The sequence below is a fragment of the Apolloniradiicaulis salifontis genome, assembly GCF_053756655.1.
Map to the genome: position 1 here is coordinate 642,613 of NZ_CM132387.1, position 17,319 is coordinate 659,931.

General features: G+C 68.7%; 16 protein-coding genes and 1 riboswitch. Of the genes, 10 read left to right on the forward strand and 6 right to left on the reverse strand.

Translation table 11 applies throughout. From position 1 onward, the window contains the following. Positions 1 to 48 precede the first annotated feature (48 nt). On the forward strand, positions 49 to 912 hold the full coding sequence (locus ACWCOP_RS03030; RefSeq protein WP_478249756.1) for a hypothetical protein: 864 nt from the start codon (positions 49 to 51) through the stop codon (positions 910 to 912). Positions 913 to 1,026: 114 nt separating this feature from the next. Here ACWCOP_RS03030 and ACWCOP_RS03035 read toward each other — a convergent pair whose 3' ends face one another. Continuing rightward, positions 1,027 to 2,073 carry a hypothetical protein gene (locus ACWCOP_RS03035; protein WP_478249757.1) on the reverse strand — a complete coding sequence of 349 codons (1,047 nt, stop codon included), beginning with the start codon at positions 2,071 to 2,073 and terminating at the stop codon, positions 1,027 to 1,029. 185 nt (positions 2,074 to 2,258) lie between these two features. Here ACWCOP_RS03035 and ACWCOP_RS03040 point away from each other — a divergent pair, with 185 nt between their 5' ends. From ACWCOP_RS03040 to ACWCOP_RS03060, 5 genes are all read left to right on the forward strand, one after another. Continuing rightward, positions 2,259 to 2,864, forward strand: a complete 606-nt coding sequence (locus ACWCOP_RS03040) for a hypothetical protein (protein WP_478249758.1) — start codon at positions 2,259 to 2,261, stop codon at positions 2,862 to 2,864. Positions 2,865 to 2,930: 66 nt separating this feature from the next. Continuing rightward, a riboswitch (cobalamin riboswitch) is annotated at positions 2,931 to 3,134 on the forward strand. 160 nt (positions 3,135 to 3,294) lie between these two features. Next, a complete protein-coding gene (locus ACWCOP_RS03045; protein WP_478249759.1) occupies positions 3,295 to 5,250 on the forward strand; it encodes a TonB-dependent receptor domain-containing protein in 1,956 nt (651 codons plus the stop codon). Then, a complete protein-coding gene (locus ACWCOP_RS03050; protein ID WP_478249760.1) occupies positions 5,247 to 6,128 on the forward strand; it encodes an ABC transporter substrate-binding protein in 882 nt (293 codons plus the stop codon). The genes ACWCOP_RS03045 and ACWCOP_RS03050 overlap by 4 nt, the downstream gene beginning before the upstream one ends. Before the next feature lie 10 nt (positions 6,129 to 6,138). Further along, entirely contained in the window at positions 6,139 to 7,125 is a 987-nt protein-coding gene (locus tag ACWCOP_RS03055; protein WP_478249761.1) for a FecCD family ABC transporter permease, read from the forward strand. Next, positions 7,122 to 7,871, forward strand: coding sequence for an ABC transporter ATP-binding protein (locus ACWCOP_RS03060; RefSeq protein ID WP_478249762.1), 750 nt, complete (start codon positions 7,122 to 7,124; stop codon positions 7,869 to 7,871). Before ACWCOP_RS03055 ends, ACWCOP_RS03060 begins: the two co-directional genes overlap by 4 nt. A gap of 61 nt (positions 7,872 to 7,932) precedes the next feature. On the opposite strand, the gene ACWCOP_RS03065 is transcribed toward ACWCOP_RS03060, so the two are convergent. Together ACWCOP_RS03065 and phbB are read right to left on the reverse strand one after the other, a co-directional pair. Next, positions 7,933 to 8,667 (reverse strand): DUF4908 domain-containing protein, encoded by a 735-nt coding sequence (locus tag ACWCOP_RS03065; protein ID WP_478249763.1) that lies wholly within the window; start codon positions 8,665 to 8,667, stop codon positions 7,933 to 7,935. A 189-nt stretch (positions 8,668 to 8,856) separates the two neighbouring features. Next, a complete protein-coding gene (gene phbB / locus ACWCOP_RS03070) occupies positions 8,857 to 9,579 on the reverse strand; it encodes an acetoacetyl-CoA reductase (RefSeq protein ID WP_478249764.1) in 723 nt (240 codons plus the stop codon). Positions 9,580 to 9,800: 221 nt separating this feature from the next. On the opposite strand from phbB, the gene phaR reads away from it, so the two are divergent. Together phaR and ACWCOP_RS03080 are read left to right on the forward strand one after the other, a co-directional pair. After that, positions 9,801 to 10,394, forward strand: coding sequence for a polyhydroxyalkanoate synthesis repressor PhaR (gene phaR / locus ACWCOP_RS03075; RefSeq protein ID WP_478249765.1), 594 nt, complete (start codon positions 9,801 to 9,803; stop codon positions 10,392 to 10,394). A gap of 198 nt (positions 10,395 to 10,592) precedes the next feature. Further along, positions 10,593 to 10,958: a hypothetical protein gene (locus ACWCOP_RS03080; RefSeq protein WP_478249766.1), complete on the forward strand. Its 366-nt coding sequence runs from the start codon at positions 10,593 to 10,595 to the stop codon at positions 10,956 to 10,958. Positions 10,959 to 11,068: 110 nt separating this feature from the next. On the opposite strand, the gene ACWCOP_RS03085 is transcribed toward ACWCOP_RS03080, so the two are convergent. The 3 genes from ACWCOP_RS03085 to ACWCOP_RS03095 form a co-directional block, all read right to left on the reverse strand. Beyond that, positions 11,069 to 12,235, reverse strand: a complete 1,167-nt coding sequence (locus ACWCOP_RS03085) for a hypothetical protein (RefSeq protein WP_478249767.1) — start codon at positions 12,233 to 12,235, stop codon at positions 11,069 to 11,071. 139 nt (positions 12,236 to 12,374) lie between these two features. Then, positions 12,375 to 13,127, reverse strand: a complete 753-nt coding sequence (locus ACWCOP_RS03090) for a GntR family transcriptional regulator (RefSeq protein WP_478249768.1) — start codon at positions 13,125 to 13,127, stop codon at positions 12,375 to 12,377. Continuing rightward, positions 13,124 to 14,386, reverse strand: coding sequence for an acetyl-CoA hydrolase/transferase family protein (locus ACWCOP_RS03095; RefSeq protein ID WP_478249769.1), 1,263 nt, complete (start codon positions 14,384 to 14,386; stop codon positions 13,124 to 13,126). Before ACWCOP_RS03095 ends, ACWCOP_RS03090 begins: the two co-directional genes overlap by 4 nt. A 76-nt stretch (positions 14,387 to 14,462) precedes the next feature. Here ACWCOP_RS03095 and ACWCOP_RS03100 point away from each other — a divergent pair, with 76 nt between their 5' ends. Beyond that, positions 14,463 to 15,833: an MmgE/PrpD family protein gene (locus tag ACWCOP_RS03100; protein WP_478249770.1), complete on the forward strand. Its 1,371-nt coding sequence runs from the start codon at positions 14,463 to 14,465 to the stop codon at positions 15,831 to 15,833. Then, positions 15,833 to 17,302 carry an MmgE/PrpD family protein gene (locus ACWCOP_RS03105; protein WP_478249771.1) on the forward strand — a complete coding sequence of 490 codons (1,470 nt, stop codon included), beginning with the start codon at positions 15,833 to 15,835 and terminating at the stop codon, positions 17,300 to 17,302. Before ACWCOP_RS03100 ends, ACWCOP_RS03105 begins: the two co-directional genes overlap by 1 nt. The last annotated feature ends 17 nt before the right edge of the window (positions 17,303 to 17,319 follow it).

The following is a 17,319-nucleotide window of genomic DNA, read 5'->3' on the forward strand; positions in this document are numbered from 1 at the left end:
GTAATCCTCGTCGCTCCATGGTCGCGGTTCAAACGGGAGGACGTCACCATGAAACATCTGCTAGCTGCTGCGGCCCTGGCGCCGCTTTTGATCGCCTGCGCCTCGGTCGAGGCGCGCGAGCTCGCCGAAGCCGGCGATGACGGCGCGCGGGTTCTGATCGTCAATGGCGAGCGCATCGAGCTGGGCCGCAGCGGCGATGCGGCTGCGGCGATCGAGCAGGCGCTGGCCGGTGGGCGAGACGACCGCGTCCATGTCGAGTTGGAGCTTGAGGACGGAGATCTGTGGAGCGACGGCAAGCGCGAAGCCTTCGCCGAAGCCATGGCCGCGCTGGCCTCCGGCTTCGCCAATGACGCCCTCGTGGTCGCGTTGCGCGACGGCGCGAGCTTCGACTTTGACTTTGATTTAGACACTGACGTCGACAGTCATGGGCGCGAACACGAGCGTACGGCGCGCGACGCCGAGCGCATGGCCCGCCGCGCTCAAGCCCATGGCCGCGGCATGGAGCTCTTCGGGCTGGAAGCCGGCCTTGCCGGCATACGCGTCGGGCTGGCCGGGCTCGACCGGTCGCTGGAGCGCGGCTGGGCCTATGAGGATGGCGATCGCCGAACGCTCACGGATCAAGAACGCGAGGAGCTGGAGGAGGCCCGCGCCGATCTGGCCGTTGAGCTTGAAGAGCTGCGCGCACGCCTGGCCGAAGTGCGGGAGCGGTCCGGCGCCGCGTCGCACGGCGTTCATCGCGAGGTCCGCATTGAGCGCCGTGACGGCGAGGTGCGTGCCTGGGTCGACGGTGAGGAGGCCACGGGGTCGCAGCTTGATCGCCTGCTGGCGGAGGATGAAGCGCGTCTTTCCGGCGCGCCGCGCGCGCCTGCGCCGCCCCGCGAGCCCGAAACGCCGCAGCCGCCCCGGGACTAGCCGCCCCGAAACTCTGCGTCTGAAATCAGAGGCGTGGTTCGCCTGGCCGGGCGGGGCGGCGGCGCCCCGCCCGCTCGGCCCTGCTTGAAGCTTGCGCCCCGTGAGCGAGCGCCTTCACCCGCCCGGATTGTCCGGCATGGGTATTCCCATGCGCGGATTGCCCAGATTGTCGATCTCGCGCTCGCTGGCGTCACGGTTCAGCTGGCGAGAGAGCGGCGGGGTGTTGATGGCCTCGCGGCGCGCCTCGCGCAGGCCGGTGAGGATTCGCGTCACGGTGTTGTCGTCGGCGCCCAGCGTACGCAGCTGAAACTCCACCCGGCTCATGTCCTCCATGAAGTCCGGCGCCTCTTCGCCCAGCCCCATGAGGCCGTAGCGGGCGAGCTCGGCGCTGGCGGCGTTGGGCTCGTCGGGGCAGTCCATGGCGTCGCGATTTCCCGACGCCGAGGACAGGCAGAAGCTTTCCTGCGTCGCGCCCCTGACGCCGCCCAGAAGCCGGGCCACCTGAAAATCGGCCGGATCGAGCCGGGTCTCGGCGCGGGCGAGAATCTCGGCGAAGGTGGGCGGGCCGGCTCTGCGTGCGCGCCGCTCGCCCGGCGCAAGCTGGGTGGTGGCCAGCGGCTCTCCAGGCGCCGGGGCCGCCGCCGCTTCGGTGGCCTGACCGGCTCCCGTTTCGACAGCCACGCCCGGCGTTCCGGCCGGCGCCCGCGCGCCGGCATCGGCGGCCAGGGTGGGTTCGCCTGGTGTTTGCGCCGGCTCAGTCTCGGTATCGGCGATCTCGGGCTCGGAGGGCTCGTCGGCCTCGGTCGGCGCCTGCGCGGCGGTGTCCTCTGCGATGTCCGGCGCGATCACCACCGGCGCGGGCGGAGCGCCCAGATCGCCCTGGCCGTCCTGCGGTGCGTCAGCGATGGGCGGTTCAAAGAGCGGCGCATCGCTTTGCGCATCCTCGCCGCCGGCCACCGTGTAAAGGCGCACCTCCACCGCATTCACCGCCCCGCGCACCGGATCCAGAACCACCGGCGGCGCCATGAGCAAGAGCGCCAGAACGCCGGCGTGAAGCGCGGCGGCGGCGGCGTAGGCGCCCGCCCGGCCCGGAAGGGCGCGGTCGTTCGCAAGAGCGCGCCAATACGGCAGGGGGGGCGAAGAGGGGTTCAGAGCCGTCACACCGGCAAAATGGGCGCCCCGGTCGGCGCCTTCAAATGAAAAAAGCGGTGAGATGGCGGAGCCTGCGCATCTGGAGCGAATCCTGAAGCGCGTCCCGGAGCGCTTTCGAGATCGCTCGAGCGCGATCTGGCGGCCAGACCACGCCTGCGCTAATCTGTCCGGACAAATCATACCGGGAGCCCGCCATGATTCTCGCCGCCGTCCTGCTGGTGCAGACCGTTTCCCTTGACGCCATAGAGACTTATGCACGCGGCGATTTTGATCGCACGCCCACGCAGTGCGATGCGCTCATCGCCCATCCCAGCGATCCTGAGCGCGTGGGCGAGGGCGTCAGCCAGGCCGACGCCGACCTGCCAGCGGCGATACTCGCCTGCACCGAGGCGGTCGCGGCTGATCCGGGCAATCCGCGTCTGAATTATCAGCTGGCGCGCGCCTACGGCTATTCCGGCCTTCATGAGGAGGGCCAGTCCTATCGCGATGCGGCGCTGCGCGCGGGCTATCCCCAGTCGCTGTTCGTGGTGGGCTATATCCGGGTGGAGAACTGGGACGGGCGCGGCGCTGACCCGTGCTATGGCGGCGAGCTGATCCGGCGCTCGGCCCATGCCGGGCGATACGCCGGCCTTGTGGGCTTTCCCCATTACGCCCTCATGGGCGCGTTTGACGGCTGCGGCGCCGTTCCGGCGGTGGACACCGCTGAAATGCTCGGTTTTCTGGACGAGGCCGAGACCCGGGCGGGCGATTTTTATCAGGGCCTGCTGGTGGATCAGTTGCGGGCCAGGCTCGTCGAGTAGGCGCTGCGACGCCTTTAAACAAAAATGCTTAGGCCGCGCGCGCTTGACCCAGCAGGCCGCTCGGATTATGCAAATTCACGCAACGGTTCTTCCGCGAGGAAGTGAAGAGGGAACACCGGTGAGGAAAGGGTCACCTTTCCAAGTCCGGGGCAGTGCCCGCTACTGTGAGCAGGGAGCGTTAGCGCCACTACGCCACTGGAGAGATCCGGGAAGGCGGCGCGAACGCATTGATCTGCAAGCCAGGAGACCTGCCGTTGCGGTCGCTCGTTCGCGGTGCGGGAGCACGCCGGCCGGACGCGGAACTTTTCCGTTTGAAGCGACAGTCATGGCGCGTGAAGAATCGCCGGCCCCGTGGCCGGCGAAGCGCACTGTCTCGCTTGAACGCCTTGCGCCGCTTCCGCGCCGGGCTGGACGGAAAAGACCCGATCCAATGATGACTCGTATTCAATTTCTGCCGGTCCTGGCGATGAGCCTGGCCGGGCTCGCCGCTCCGTCTCACGCGCAAACCGAGGCCCGGAGCCGAAACGACGAGACGGTGCTCGTCACCGGCCTGCGCACTGCGACGCCGGCTGAAACCTCGCCCGCCAGCGTCACGGTCATCGGCCGCGACGATATCGAGCTTCAGGGCCTGGCTACCCTCGCCGACGCCCTTGCGGCTGCGCCCGGCGTCGAGGTGGTCCAGTCGGGACCGGCCGGATCACTCACCAGCGTCTTCATTCGCGGCGCCAACGCCAAGCACACGCTTGCGCTCTATGACGGCATTCGCCTGAACGATCCCTCCACCGCCACCGGCGTGTTCAATTTCGGGTCCGAGCTTCTGGGCGACGCCAGCCGCATCGAAGTGGTGCGTGGACCGCTCTCCTCGCTCTACGGATCGGACGCGGTGGGCGGCGTGATCAACATCCTGCCGCGCACCGGGCCGGATCAGGGGTTTGAACCTTTTGCGGCGGCTTCTTTCGGGCAGTTCAACACCACGCGCGTCCTGGCCGGCGTGGGCGCCGGGGCTGCGCGCATGCGCGGCGCGGTAAGCGCGGAAATCTACGAAACGGACGGCTTTGACGTGACGCCGGCGCGCATCTCCACCGCCACCGGCGATCCCGACGGGGCGCGCTTTGTCACCCTGTCCGCCAACGGCTCGCTGGACCTGACGCAGACGATTTCGGTGGATTTGCTCGCCCGCCTGCGCGAGGCCGAGGTGGAGTTCGACACCTTCTCCGGCGGTCCCGGAGGGTCTCAGCGCGCCGATGACCGCGATCTTGAAAGCCATGACGATCAGGCGCTTGTGGCCGCCGGTCTCACCGCCGGATGGCTCGCCGGCGCCGGGGAAAGCCGCCTGCGCGCCGGGCGGCTAACCTATGATCTGGAAAGCTTCAACAATCGCGCTCTCACCGACACCTATGAGGCCGAGCGCGATTTCGTGATGCTCTCCAACAGCTATCGCGCCGACCTGTTTAAAGGCGTGGTGTTCAGCTTCGGAGCGGACTGGCGCGAGGAGCGCGTTGAGACCGACACCGCCTTCAACGCGCCTCTCGCCGTATCCGAGACCGTCGCCTCGGCCTATGCCGCGGCGCAGGCCGATCTAACGGCTGCGTTCAGTCTCACCGTCTCGGCGCGCCATGACGCCCATGAGGGATTTGACGACGAGACCACGGCCAATATCGGCGCGGTTTACGCGATTGCGCCCCTGAACACGCGCCTGCGCGCCAGTTTCGGGACCAGTTTCAAGGCGCCGACACTGTCTGAACGCTTTGCAAGCTCGGCCTTCGTCACGCCCAATCCGGACCTGTCGCCGGAAACAGGGGAAACCTTCGAGGTGGGGTTCGACACCGCGCTGGCCCTCTCCGGGCGTGAGGACGCGCTGAGCTTTGGCGCCGCCTACTATGACGGCGAGATCGAAAACCTGATCGAAAACGTTTTCGACTTCACCACCTTCACCGGGACCAACCGTAATATCGGCGCGGCGGAGCTCTCCGGCTGGGAGGCCTACGCCGCCTGGTCGCCGGCCGACACGGTCACGGTGTCAGGGTCCTACACCTATACCGACGCGCTGAACGCCGACACTGGCCAGCGTCTCCTGCGCCGGCCAGAGCACGCAGCTTCTTTGAGCGCCACCTGGCGCCCGATCGAGATCGCCGCGCTCACGCTCACCGGCCGCCATGTGGGCGAGCGTGTGGACGTGACCTACGACGATGACGGGTTCTTCGTGTCCTCGCGCGGGACCGCCGACGCCTATCAGACGGTGGACGTCTCCGGCGTTCTCGATCTTGGGACCCGCGCAAAGCTGTTCCTGACGGCGCGCAACCTGTTTGACGAGACCTATGAGCAGCCCGCCGCCTTCGCCGGCGCGCCGCGCGCGGTCACCATCGGGGTGCGCTTCACGCCGTGATCAAACCCCTGATCATAAGCGGCCTTCTGGGCCTGACCCTGGCGGGCGCAGCTTCGGCCCAGCCCGCCGGGGCGCCGGCGCCGCGCGTGGTGTCGCTGGATTATTGCGCCGATCAGTACGTGCTCGCCCTGGCCGATCCTCAGCAGATCCTCGCCGTGTCGGTACAGGCCGACGACGCCCATTCAGCGCTGCGTGATCGCGCCGCCGGATATCGTCAGGTGCGCGACGCCGCCGAGGACGTCCTGGCGCTGGACCCGGACCTTGTGCTGCGCAGCTATGGCGGCGGGGCGAGGGCGCAGGCGTTCTACGCCCGCCTCGGCGTGCCGGTCTTCGATCTGGGCTATGCCGATGATTTCGACGCGATCCGAGCCACCATCCGCCGCACCGCCCAGGCGTTGGGCCATCCGGCGCGCGGCGAGGCGCTGATCGCCGAAATGGACGCCAAGCTGGAGGCGGCCGCGCGCGGACCGCGGCTGAACGCGCTCTATCTCACACCGTCGGGCGTCACCAGCGGGGCGGGGACCATGGTCCACGAAATCCTGAGCGCCGCCAATCTGGCCAACGCCGCCGCGCAGGGCGGTGCGGTGGGCTGGCGGGCCTTGCCGCTGGAGCAATTGGCGCTGGAACGCCCTGAGTTGGTGGTCACCGCCTTCTTTGATGACGGCTCGGCCCCCAAAGACAGCTGGGCGGTCTCTGACCATCCGGTGTTCCAGCGCCTGGCCGGCCGCACCTCGCAAGTGGCGCTGGACGGGGCGCTGACCGCCTGCGGCGCCTGGTTCATGGCCGATGCGGCGCTGGCCGCGCGCCGGCAGGCCAATGCGCACCACGCCGAGACCCTTCAGGCGCATCTGGTTCAGGCTGGAGGCGCCGGCCAATGAGGGCGCGGCTGTGAGCGCGCGCCTCAACGCCGGGCTCGCCGCCGCATGCCTTCTTGTGCTGCTGGGCTCGGCGCTTTTTGGGAGCGCGCCATTAAGCGCCGGGGAAACCCTTGGCGGGCTCACCTTGCGCGGCGATCCGGCCTTTTCCGCCATCGTCTGGGAGATAAGAATTCCGCGCGCTTTGGCCGCCCTGTTCACCGGCGCGGCGCTGGGCGCGTCCGGCGCTTTGCTGCAGGGCTTGCTGCGCAATCCACTGGCTGATCCCGGCGTGCTGGGCGTGTCGGCCAGCGCGTCTCTGGGCGCGGTGATCGCGATTTATTTCGGCTTCGCCGCCGTGAGCGCCATCGCGGTTCCGGCGCTGGCGATCGCGTTTGCGCTGCTGGCCACGGCGGCGCTCGCGATCATCGGCGCGGGGCGGGTCACCGCGGTGCAGCTGATCCTCGCCGGTGTGGGCCTTTCAAGCTTCGCCGGGGCGCTCACGGCGCTGGCCATCAATCTGTCGCCCAACCCGTTCGCCCTGTCGGACATGGTGACCTGGATGCTGGGATCTGTGGCCAATCGCTCATTCGCCGATCTCGGCTTCGCCGCTCCGTTCTGGATCGCCGGCGCGATGTGCTGCGCCTTCGCGGCGCCGGGCCTTCGCGCGCTGACTCTGGGCGAGGATACGGCGGCGAGCCTGGGCCTGGACGTACCGCGCCTGCGGGTGCTGGTGGTGGCGGGCGCGGCGCTGATGACCGGCGCGGCGGTGGCGGTGGCCGGCGTCATCGGCTTTGTGGGCATTGTCGCGCCCCATCTGATGCGCCCTTTCGTGCGCCACGACCCGGCGCGCCTGATCCTGCCCAGCGCTTTGCTCGCCGGATTGATTCTGGCGGCCGCCGATCTGCTGCTGCGCCTGGCCCCGCTGGATCAGGAGCTGCGCCTGGGCGTCGCGGCGGCCCTGATCGGCGCGCCGGCCTTCGTCTGGATCGCCGCCACCAGTGCGAGGCTGGGCCGATGAGCGCGCTGTCGATCAATAACCTGCACATCACCCTTTCGGGCCGCGTGGTCGTGTCCGGCGTAAGCCTGACAGTGGAGCCGGGCGAGCATGTGGCGCTGGTGGGGCCCAACGGGGCGGGAAAATCGAGCCTTCTAAAGGCCGTGCTCGGCCTTGTTCCCGCGGCCGGGTCAGTGCGGCTGTCGGGCGAGGCGCTTAGAGATTTATCCTCGGCCCGGCGCGCGCGCTTGTCCGCCTATCTGCCCCAGGAGCGCCAGGCGGCCTGGTCGATCACCGGCGCCGATCTGGCGGCGCTGGGGCGCTTTGCGTTCGGGGGGCGGGCCTATGACCGGCTCAGCGTTGCTGATCGTGATGCGGTGGACCGGGCGCTGGCGCGCGCCGACGCGGCGCACCTTAAAGATCGCCCCATCGATACATTGTCGGGCGGCGAGCAGTCACGTCTGCATCTGGCGCGGGCGCTGGCCGCGCAGGCGCCGCTTCTGCTCGCCGACGAGCCGGGGGCCGCGCTGGATCCGCGCCATCAGCTGGACGCCATGATGGTGCTGAAGGGCGAGGCGGATCGCGGCGCGGCGGTGATGGCGGCGCTGCATGATCTGGCGCTGGCCGAACGATTCGCCGACCGCATCGTGGTGATGGACGAGGGGCGTATTGTCACTGACGCACCTGCGGGCGAGGCGCTGACCGAGGACGTTTTAAGGGGAGTGTTCCGCGTGGCGCGCCGGCCGGCGGGCGGCTTTGATCCGGTCTAGCCGGCGGGCGGGCGGATCAGTTCGGGGCGTTCGCCTCGCGTGCGCGGCGCTCAAGCGTCAGCTAACGCGCTCCGCGCTCTAGGGTCAGCCGGATGGCCTCTGAACTCGGCCGCCCGGCATAGCCCATGCGAGGCGCCACCGAGACGTCCAGCGTGCGCCCGTCGAAGCTGGCGCGGGGCGCCTCGCCGACGCCGACGCGAACAATCTCCAGATTGCGCAGATTGCGGCGCGAGGCCGCCTCGGCGCCGTAGCCGATCATCACCATGGCGTCGATGATATAGGGGTTCTGGTCCGGGGTGAGGCTGGTGAGTTCAGCGCTCACCTCGCTGCGCGACAGGCGCGCCAGCGTGTCCACCATGTCGCGCGCCGCGTCCTGCAGATCGTCCGGCCCTGCCGGCGCAGCGACCAGCGTGCGCGCCGCGCCCACCGGATCGACAATCACGCCGTCAGGCCGGTCCGCCGGGAAATAGGTCCAGCCGCCCAGATTGGAGGTGCGCAGGATGATGCGGTCGGTATCGGTGCGCCACACGTCGCCGCCGCCGGAGGCCCGGCCGCGATAGGCGGCGTGAACCTCCATGGAGCCTTCGGTCCACAAAAGGTTCGGCTGGCTGGTGCGGTCCAGGATGAAGCGGCCGCGCCCGTCGGCGCGGTCAAACCATACCGATTGCGGCGCCTCGGATTGCGAGTCGCGACCCAGCATCTGCTGGAACGGATTTGGTTGCGTGAACCCGTCCGTGCTCAACAGCGCCCAGACCCCGGCCGCCAGCACGAACAGAGCTGTGATTCCCCTGAACATGACCGGTAAAATCATTCCGCATCACGGCGATTATACGGCGCCATCCCGCCTCAATTTCGGCGCCGACATGAACGCGACTTCACTAATCGCGGCGAAGGCGCCGTCGCGCCTGCGTAAGCGCCGCAAGGCCCGGGATGTCAGGTCCGGAGCGTCAGACCGCTCACACCCCGGCCCGTCCGGCCCCACGAGTCACGCCATGTATTGACCGCCATTGGCCGTCAGGGTGGCGCCGGTGATGAAGCCGGCCTCGTCGGACGCCAGGAAGACCACGCAGCGCGCGATTTCCTCTGCGGTCCCGAGGCGGCCGGCCGGGATGGTCTCGATGATTTTCTCGCGGATGTTTTCCGGCACCGCCATCACCATCTCGGTGGCGATATAGCCGGGGCAGATGGCGTTCACCGTGATGTTCTTGCGCGCGCCTTCCTGGGCCAGCGCCTTGGTGAAGCCCAGATCGCCGGCCTTGGAGGCGGAATAGTTGGCCTGTGCGAACTGGCCCTTCTGGCCGTTGATGGAGGAGATGTTCACGATCCGGCCGAAGCTGCGGTCGCGCATGGAATTCCACAGCGGGTGGGTCATGTTGAACACGCCGGAGAGATTGCAGTCGATCACCTCCCGCCACTGCTCCACCGTCATCTTGTGAAACGGCGCGTCGCGGGTGATGCCGGCGTTGTTGACCAGCACGTCCACCGGGCCGAGCTCGGCGGTGACCGCCTCGATTCCGGCCTTGCAGGCGTCATAGTCGGCCACCGACCATTTGAAGGCCCGGATACCGGTCTCGTCCTCAAAAGCTTTTGCGGCTGCGTCATTGCCTGCGTAATTGACGGCCACGGTGTAGCCGGCCCCCTTCAGGGCGATCGCGATCGCCCTTCCGATACCACGGGTTCCACCGGTTACGAGCGCTGTTCTCGCCATTGTTTTTCCTCCCTGTCCCCCGACGCCAAGTATGTCTATGCTGCGCAGCATGACGTCGGCGTCGCATGTGCAGCATCAAGCTTGCGCCGGACGGCGCGACCTGACAATGAACCGCATCACCAAGACACTATCGCAAGCGCCGCCTTGCCGTGTCGAGCGGGGAACGGTCTAGGACGCATGAAAATCGCCTGCATCAGACGGGCCCAGGGGAGATGTGAGATATGACCGACAGCCAGAAGACTCCGATCATCATCAAGAAATATGCGAACCGGCGCCTCTACGACACGTCGGCCAGCCGCTATGTGACCCTGGACCACCTGCGTGAGCTGGTGCGGCTGGACAAGGAATTTCAGGTGCTCGACGCCAAGTCCGGCGACGATCTCACCCGCGGTGTGCTCGCCCAGATCATTTTTGAAGAAGAGAGCAAGGGCGAGACGCTTCTGCCGGTGGAGTTCCTGCGCCAGCTGATCGGGTTCTACGGGGACTCCATGCAGTCCATGGTGCCAGGTTATCTGAACATGACCATGGAAAGCTTCACCCGCCAGCAATCGGAGCTGCGCGAGAAGATGACCGGCGCCATCGCCGATCCGGCCGCCTCCATGGCGATGATGGAGGAAGCCGCCAAGCGCAATATGGCGATGTTCCAGCAGGCCATGAAAATGTTTACGCCCGGCTTTCCCCAGCCCGGCGCCGCCGCGCCGGCCTCTGACGCCAAGCGCGGCCAGGGGGGTGGCGGCGACCCCGAGGTGAAGGAATTGCGCGACGAGCTTGAAGCCATGCGCGCGCGCCTCGACAAGCTCTCCAGCGAGCGCTGACGCCGCGCACCCTTCTGACGAAGAGGGGAGCAAGGGGCGGGCTGTGCCGAAATGGGCCGGTTCGCCGCCGCTTGTGTGGCAAACCGGCCCGCCCCGGGCTCCATTGGGCCTCATCGGGGCGGTTGGTTACGGTTAATCCGCGTTAAATCGGGTAAATGATCGGTTAAACTCTGGCGCGGCACTTGCGTTATACCGGTCATGATCGGTTTCGACCCATACGCTCCGCGCGCCGCCCTGGCCGCCCCAAGCCGAACCGGTTCACGGCGCGGCGAGGTGCGTGTGTCGCCGGGGGCGGGCGCCGGCGCATCTGGCGATCCGGGCCGCCGTGCGCTCGTGCCCGCAGGTCCGCGCCGCGACACCTGCGAGCCGCGCCGCCGCGCCGAGGCCCGTTCGGGCGACGCCGGCCGCGCCTGCGCCCGCTCCGGCCTTTCGCTTCAAACCGACGCGCCCGCGCCGCGCCGCGGGCTTCGCGCCGACGCCGCCGAGCAGGGCCGCTATCGCCGCGCCTATGAAACCGCCATGGCGCCCGCCCGCACCGGTCCGCGCCTGGAGAAGCGGGCGTGAGCCGGCGCCTCGCGCCCCTTGCCGCCCGCGCCCTTGATGGGGTGGTGGTTCTGGCGGTGGTGTTTCTCTTCGTCTGAAATCCGTTTTGGACCGGCTGGCGCCTGTCCGGCTCACACAGGCCGTTCATCCGCCCGGCGCGCTCTTCGCCCGCCCCAGACCATGACGAATTGCGCGAAGACGGCGGCGGCGATCACCGCGCCGATCGCCAGCGCTTTCATCCATGTCCAGAGGCTGTCCCCCGGCGCAGGGCTCTCCATCACAAGCACCCAGCCCGGTGCGTCCAGCCTTGAATAGGCGATGAGGGAGCCACGCTCCTGTGAGTCGATCACGCCGGTGCGCTGTCCCTGATCGGTCACCAGGCGGCCCACTGCAGTAAGCCCGCGCTCCTGGGCGATGCGGCGCACATCGGCGTCAGTGATGATGGTCTCGCTGAACAGGGCCGGGTGGGCGACCACGTCGCCGCTGCGCGTGATCATGATGGCCGTCATGGACTCCGGCGTGTCCGAGACTGCGTCGCGCAGGATAGAGTTGACGTCCAGCGTGTCGCCGAACGCACCCAGATGCGCGCCGTTCAGGCGCACCGGGGTATGGCAGCCGATGGTCTGCACCCGGGCGTCCTCGGTATACACGAGATCGGTGAGGCCGGTGCAGACCGTTCGCCCCATGGGATTGTTTTCCGGCAGGACGATGGTCACCATCTCATGCTGGTCCCAGCGAAAATCGGCCGGCGCCAGTTCGCGATAGAACATCAGCCGGTCCTCACGCTCCGGCGCGAAGATCACCAGATTGCGCCCATCATTGAAATAGAGCGTCTTGAAGCGGTCCAGAAACGCCGGTCCGGTGTCGCGAACGGTCTGGTAGGCCGCCACCATGACCCGGCGGGTGCGCGCATCGGGCGACGTCTCGCCGATGAAGGCGCCCATGCCGAAGGTGCGCTGACCGTCCTCGCGAACCACGCCGTCGAAATCCTCCGGCCGGCTGCGGCGGGCGCCGCTTTCATGCTCGGGGAAGTAGGCGTCGAACAAGGCGTCCGCCTCGGCCTGCTCCAGGGCCTGGAAGCGCCGGCGGAACCGGTCGGTCGCGCTGCGGTGCTTCGAGATCAGGGCGTCGAACAATTCATGGCGCGCCGCAGCGCGCTCGGTCACGTCGGCCAGCATGCGCCGCGACTGGCGCTGGTCAGCATCGTCGGCCAGGAACGGAAACGCCACCCATGCGGCGATGAGTCCGAGACACGCGCTCAACGCGGTGATGACGAGCAGGCGGGGCGAAAACGGCACGGGGTTGTCCTGGCTGCGAGAACCTCGCTTAAGCCTGCCTGTTTCGGGTCAAGATTTACTGAACGCGCCAAGGCTGCAAGGCTCCCACGTGAGCCGTGCCGGGCGGCGGGCCGGGGGCCGAAGTCTTCGAGGCGTGGGATTATGCCTCGGCTTCGCGCTGGAGCACCATTTCGTAGGTGAAGCGCCCGGCCGGGTGAACTGAATCCGACAGGGCGATGATGCGCCCGCCCTTGTCGTAATAGCGCCGGCGGGTGCGCAGCGCGGCGTCGCCGGCGCTGGCGTCCAGCGCCTCGGCCTCGCGCTCGGTGAGGGCGCCGGCGGAGATCGATTGTTCGATGCGCGCGGTGGGCACCTGGCGCTCGCGGGCGATCCATTCCGTGACCGCACCGCCCAGCTCCACATAGGTCTCCACCGGCGGGGCGAGATCGGAGCGGATCCATACATCAGTGAGGGCGATGGACGGCTTGCCCGGCTCACCGCGCAGGCCGTGAACATGGAGAAACTCGCCGCCCGGATTGACGCCGAGCGTGCGCGCCACGGCTGGTTCGATGGCGCCGGTGGCGGTGCGCGTCGGGGTGAGGCGCGCATCGCGCGCATACTGCATCAGATCATCCACGCCCCCCAGGCGCTGGGCGAAGCGCTGGGTGCTTTCGCGCGCGATGACCACCGTGCCGGCGCCGCGCCGGCGCGCGATCAGCCCGGATTCCGCGAGCAGGCGCAGCGCCTCGCGCACGGTGTGGCGGGAGACATGATAGGTCTCGCACAGTGCGTGCTCGGTGGGCAGGAGCTGGCCGATATCGGGGTCGCCTTCGCCAATGCGCGCGCGCAGGGCTTCAGCGAGCGCCATATAGCGCGGCGCGGTGGACTCACCCTGGGGCGCTCTATCGTTCAAAGGCTTCTCCGCATCTCCGCCCACGCCCGGTCCAGCACGGTGCGGTGCTCGGGATCAGCAATGTCTATCAGAGCTTGCGCGCGCGCGTCGAGCGAAAGCCCCCGCAGGTCCGCCGCGCCGTGCTCGGTCACCACGATCTCCACATCGGCGCGCGTCAGCGTGGTGGCGTCGGGCGCCAGGCGCGGAACGATGCGCGAGATCGTCCCGCCGCTGGCTGTGGAGGCGAGGGCGAAGATCGCCTTGCCGCCGGGGCTGCCCTGCGCACCGCGGGCGAAATCCACCAGCCCGCCGCCGCCGGAGATCTGGCGCCCGCCCAGAAACTCGGCGTTGGCCTGGCCAAACAGATCCACCTCAATCACCGAATTGACGGCGGTGAATTTAGCGAGCCCCGACAGGACCGACAGGGCGTGGGTGCGGTTCACCGGCGTCATCATAAGGCGCGGATCGTCTTTCAACGCCGCGGCCAGCGCCGGCGAGCCCAGCACCGCGCCGGTGCGGATCGCCGCCACCGTGTCGCCAGCGAGGATCTCCAGCAGCGGATCGGAGACCATGCCCGAATGGATCGTCAGATTGCGGTGGTGCTTGAGCGCCGGAAGCACGGCCAGCTGCACCTTGCCGAGCCCGAATTGCACCGCGGCGGCGTCCTCCACCAGGGCGGCGATGTTTTCGGCGATTCGTTCAAACGCGGCTGGCAGGGCGCCGGACTCATAGCCGCGCGGTGTGGTCTTGAGCTCGGTGACCGCATCGAAGGCGGAGACGGGAATCGTCGGGGCGCCCGGCATGGCGATGAGCGCTGGATTGATCTGCGCCACGCGAAGCCTTGCGCGCTCCCAGATTGCAGGCGTGAAATCACTGGCAAGCGACAGCGAGCATTGGCCTTCGCTATCCGGCGGGCCGACCTGCAGGATCGCAGCGTCCACCGGGGTCGTTTCAAGCCAGCGCCAGGCCTTTGTGTAGGTGAGAGGGAGAAACGCGACGCGCCCGGCTTCAAACCCGGCGCGCAGCTCCGGCGCCAGGAACAGCGTCTCAAACCGCGAAGACCCGCCCAGCGCGCTCCAGTCGGTGCGGTTCACGCCGGGAATCCAGACGCCGAAGAATGTCAGCCCGTCGGCGAGCCCTGGCGCGGCGGCGAAGGCGTTGGCGAGAGCGTAGGGCTCCGCGGCCACGCCCGGGACATAGACGCGAGCGCGCTCCGGCAGGGCGGCGCGCAGGCGCGCGACCAGCGCATCGGGAGAAAGCGAAACCGGGACAGTCGCCATGGCGGCGCGTTCCTATTCTCGTCAAACGGTTTTTGCGGGCTTTTCGCCCGCGCCGCCCTCATGCTACGAGAGTCTTATGTCCGGACAAAGTCTTTCCATCACACAGGCCCTCGCCGCCCGCCTCGCCCGGCCGGTTTCGCCGGCCCTGCAGGCGCGTGCGGCGCTCCATGTGCTTGACTGGGCGGGGTGTGCGCTGGCCGGCGCAGACAGCCCGGCCGGGCGCGCTATGACCGCGGGCTTACTGGCCGAAGGGCCGGGGCGCTGCGCGGTGGCGGGATCAGAACGCGGCGCCAGCCCGCTCACCGCGGCCATGGTGAACGGCGCCATGGGCAATGTTCTGGAGATGGATGATGTGGATAAGCGGGCGATCCTGCACCCCGGTCCCACGGTCATCCCCGCAGCGCTTGCCGCCGCGCAGACCGTCCAGCTCTCCTCCCAGGCCTTCCTGAGCGCGGTGGTGCGCGGATATGAGGCGGTGATCGCGCTCGGCCGTGCGGTGGGACCGGGCCATTACGCCTTCTGGCACAATACCGGCACATGCGGTCCCTTCGGCGCGGCTGCGGCTGCGGCGAGCGCCTTCCGCCTTGACCCTGAGACCGCCGCCCATGCGCTGGGGTTGGCGGGCACGCAGGCGTCCGGCTTCTGGCAGACCCGCCACGAACCGGCCTCCATGGCCAAGCAGCTGCACACCGCCCGCGCCGCCCACGCCGGGCTGTCCGCCGCCATGCTCGCCAGCGCGGGAATGACCGGACCTCTTGAAATCCTGGAAGGACCGCAGGGCTTCTTCGCCGCCACCTGTCCGGGCGCGGACCCCGAAGCGGTGCTGGCCGCCAGCGGGCCTGGCTGGCACATGGAGGATGTCAGCTTCAAACCCTGGCCCGCCTGCCGCCACGCCCACGCCGCCATCGACGCCGCGCTCGACGCGCGCCAGGCGGGGGTGAGCGCTGACGCCGTAGCGTCCATCACGCTGACCACCTTTGACGACGCGCTGAAATTCTGCGACCGGGCGCGGCCGCAAAGCGTGATCGAGGCGAAATTCTCGCTGCAGCATTGCGTGGCCGCCGCGCTGATCTTGGGCAAGCCGGAGCTCTCCCATTTCGAGCCCGCGATCTTCGAGCGCGAGGATGTGCGCGCGCTGGCTGCGAAGGTCCATGTCGCCGCCGGCCGGCCTTACGCCGAGCGCTATCCGGCGCGCTATGGCGCCGGGCTCGCGCTCACCCTTAGCTCTGGCGAGACGCGCAGCTTTGATGCGCCGGACGCGCTGGGTGATCCGGAAAATCCGCTGACCCTTGATCAGCTCACCGCCAAGGCGCGCGGCCTCGCCGCCCATGCCGGGCTGGACGCGGATCAGGCGCGCGCCCTGGTGCAAAGCGCCCTGGCGCTGGCCGACGATGAGCCCCTGGACCGGTTCGCCGCGAGCCTTGCAGTCAGGGTGGGAGTCCGCTGATGGCCGAAAAAGCCCACGCCGCCGAGCGCTTCACCGAGCACGTGCTCGGCCTTCAATGGAGCGATGTTTCCGCCTCGGCCCAGGCGGACATGAAGCATTTCCTGCTGGATACGCTGGCGGTGGGGATCGCCGGGCGCAAGGCCTGGCTGGCTGATCATCTGCTCTACGTGGCCAAGGGCTGGGGCAAGGCGGGCGAGGAGGATCAGGCCGCCCATGTGTTCGCCAGCGCCGGGTCCGGCGGTGAGGGCGAGCGCCTGCCGGTGTCGGCGGCGGCCTATGTGAACGGCTTCCAGATCCACTGCCAGGAATATGACTGCGTCCATGAGCCGGCCGTGGTTCACCCCATGGCGGTGATCTGCGCGGCGCTCACCGCCGAGGCTGAGGCGTCCGGCGCCAGCGGCGCGGATTATCTTACGGCCATGGTGGGCGCGGTGGATGTGGCGGCGGGGCTCGGCGCTGCGGTGCAGAGCCCGATCCGCTTTTTCCGCCCGGCGACGGCGGGCCTGTTCGGCGCGACGCTCGGGGTCGCGCGCCTGCGCGGCGCCACGAAAGCCCAGGCGCTGGACGCGCTGGGCCATGCGCTGTCCCAGGCCGCCGGCACCATGCAGGCCCATGTGGAGGGCAAGCCCGCGCTTCCGGTACAGATCGCCGGCGCGGCGCGCGCGGCGATCGTGGCCAATGATCTGGCCTTCGCCGGGATTCCCGGCCCCCATGACGTGTTCGAGGGGCCCTACGGCTATCTCTCCTTGTTTGAAGAGCGCTGGGAGATCGAGCCCGTGCTCGCCGCGCTGGGCGAGACCTTCCGCATCGAGGAGGTGAGCTACAAGCCCTTTCCCACCGGACGCGCGGCGCAGGGCGGGATCGTCCTGATGAAACAGCTGCGCGAGCAGGGCGTGACGGCCGGCGATGTGGAGCGTGTCACGCTCACGGCTCCGCCGCTGATCCACCGCTTGGTGGGCCGGCCGGTGACGGGTGACATGCAGATCAATTACGCGCGGCTGTGCTTTGCCTATATCGGCGCAGTGGCGCTCTCGCGCGGCGCGGTAGGTCTGTCCGACTTCACCGAGGAGGCGCTGGAGGATCTTGATATCCTGCGCCTGGCCGGGTCGATCAGCGTCGAGATCGACGAGGACGTCACCGATCCCGCCCGCTTTGGACCGCAGACTCTCAAGGCCGAGCTCACCAGCGGCAAGACCGTCACCGCGCGCATCGACGCGCTTTACGGCTCGCCCGCCGACCCCATGACGCCCGAAGACGTGGCTGCCAAGCGCGCCGAATGCCTCGCGTTCGGCTTCGGCCAGGCCCGCCCGGATCTGGACCGTGCGCTGTCCCGGGCGGTGTGGCTGGCGCCCGGCCTTGAAGACGCCGGCGTGATCGCCCGCCTGGCCGCCGGCGACGCCGACGCGCTGATGGCCTTCACCGACGAAGACGACACCGATCAAAACGAAGCCGGGCGAACTGACGCCTGACCGGCGCCGCACGACAA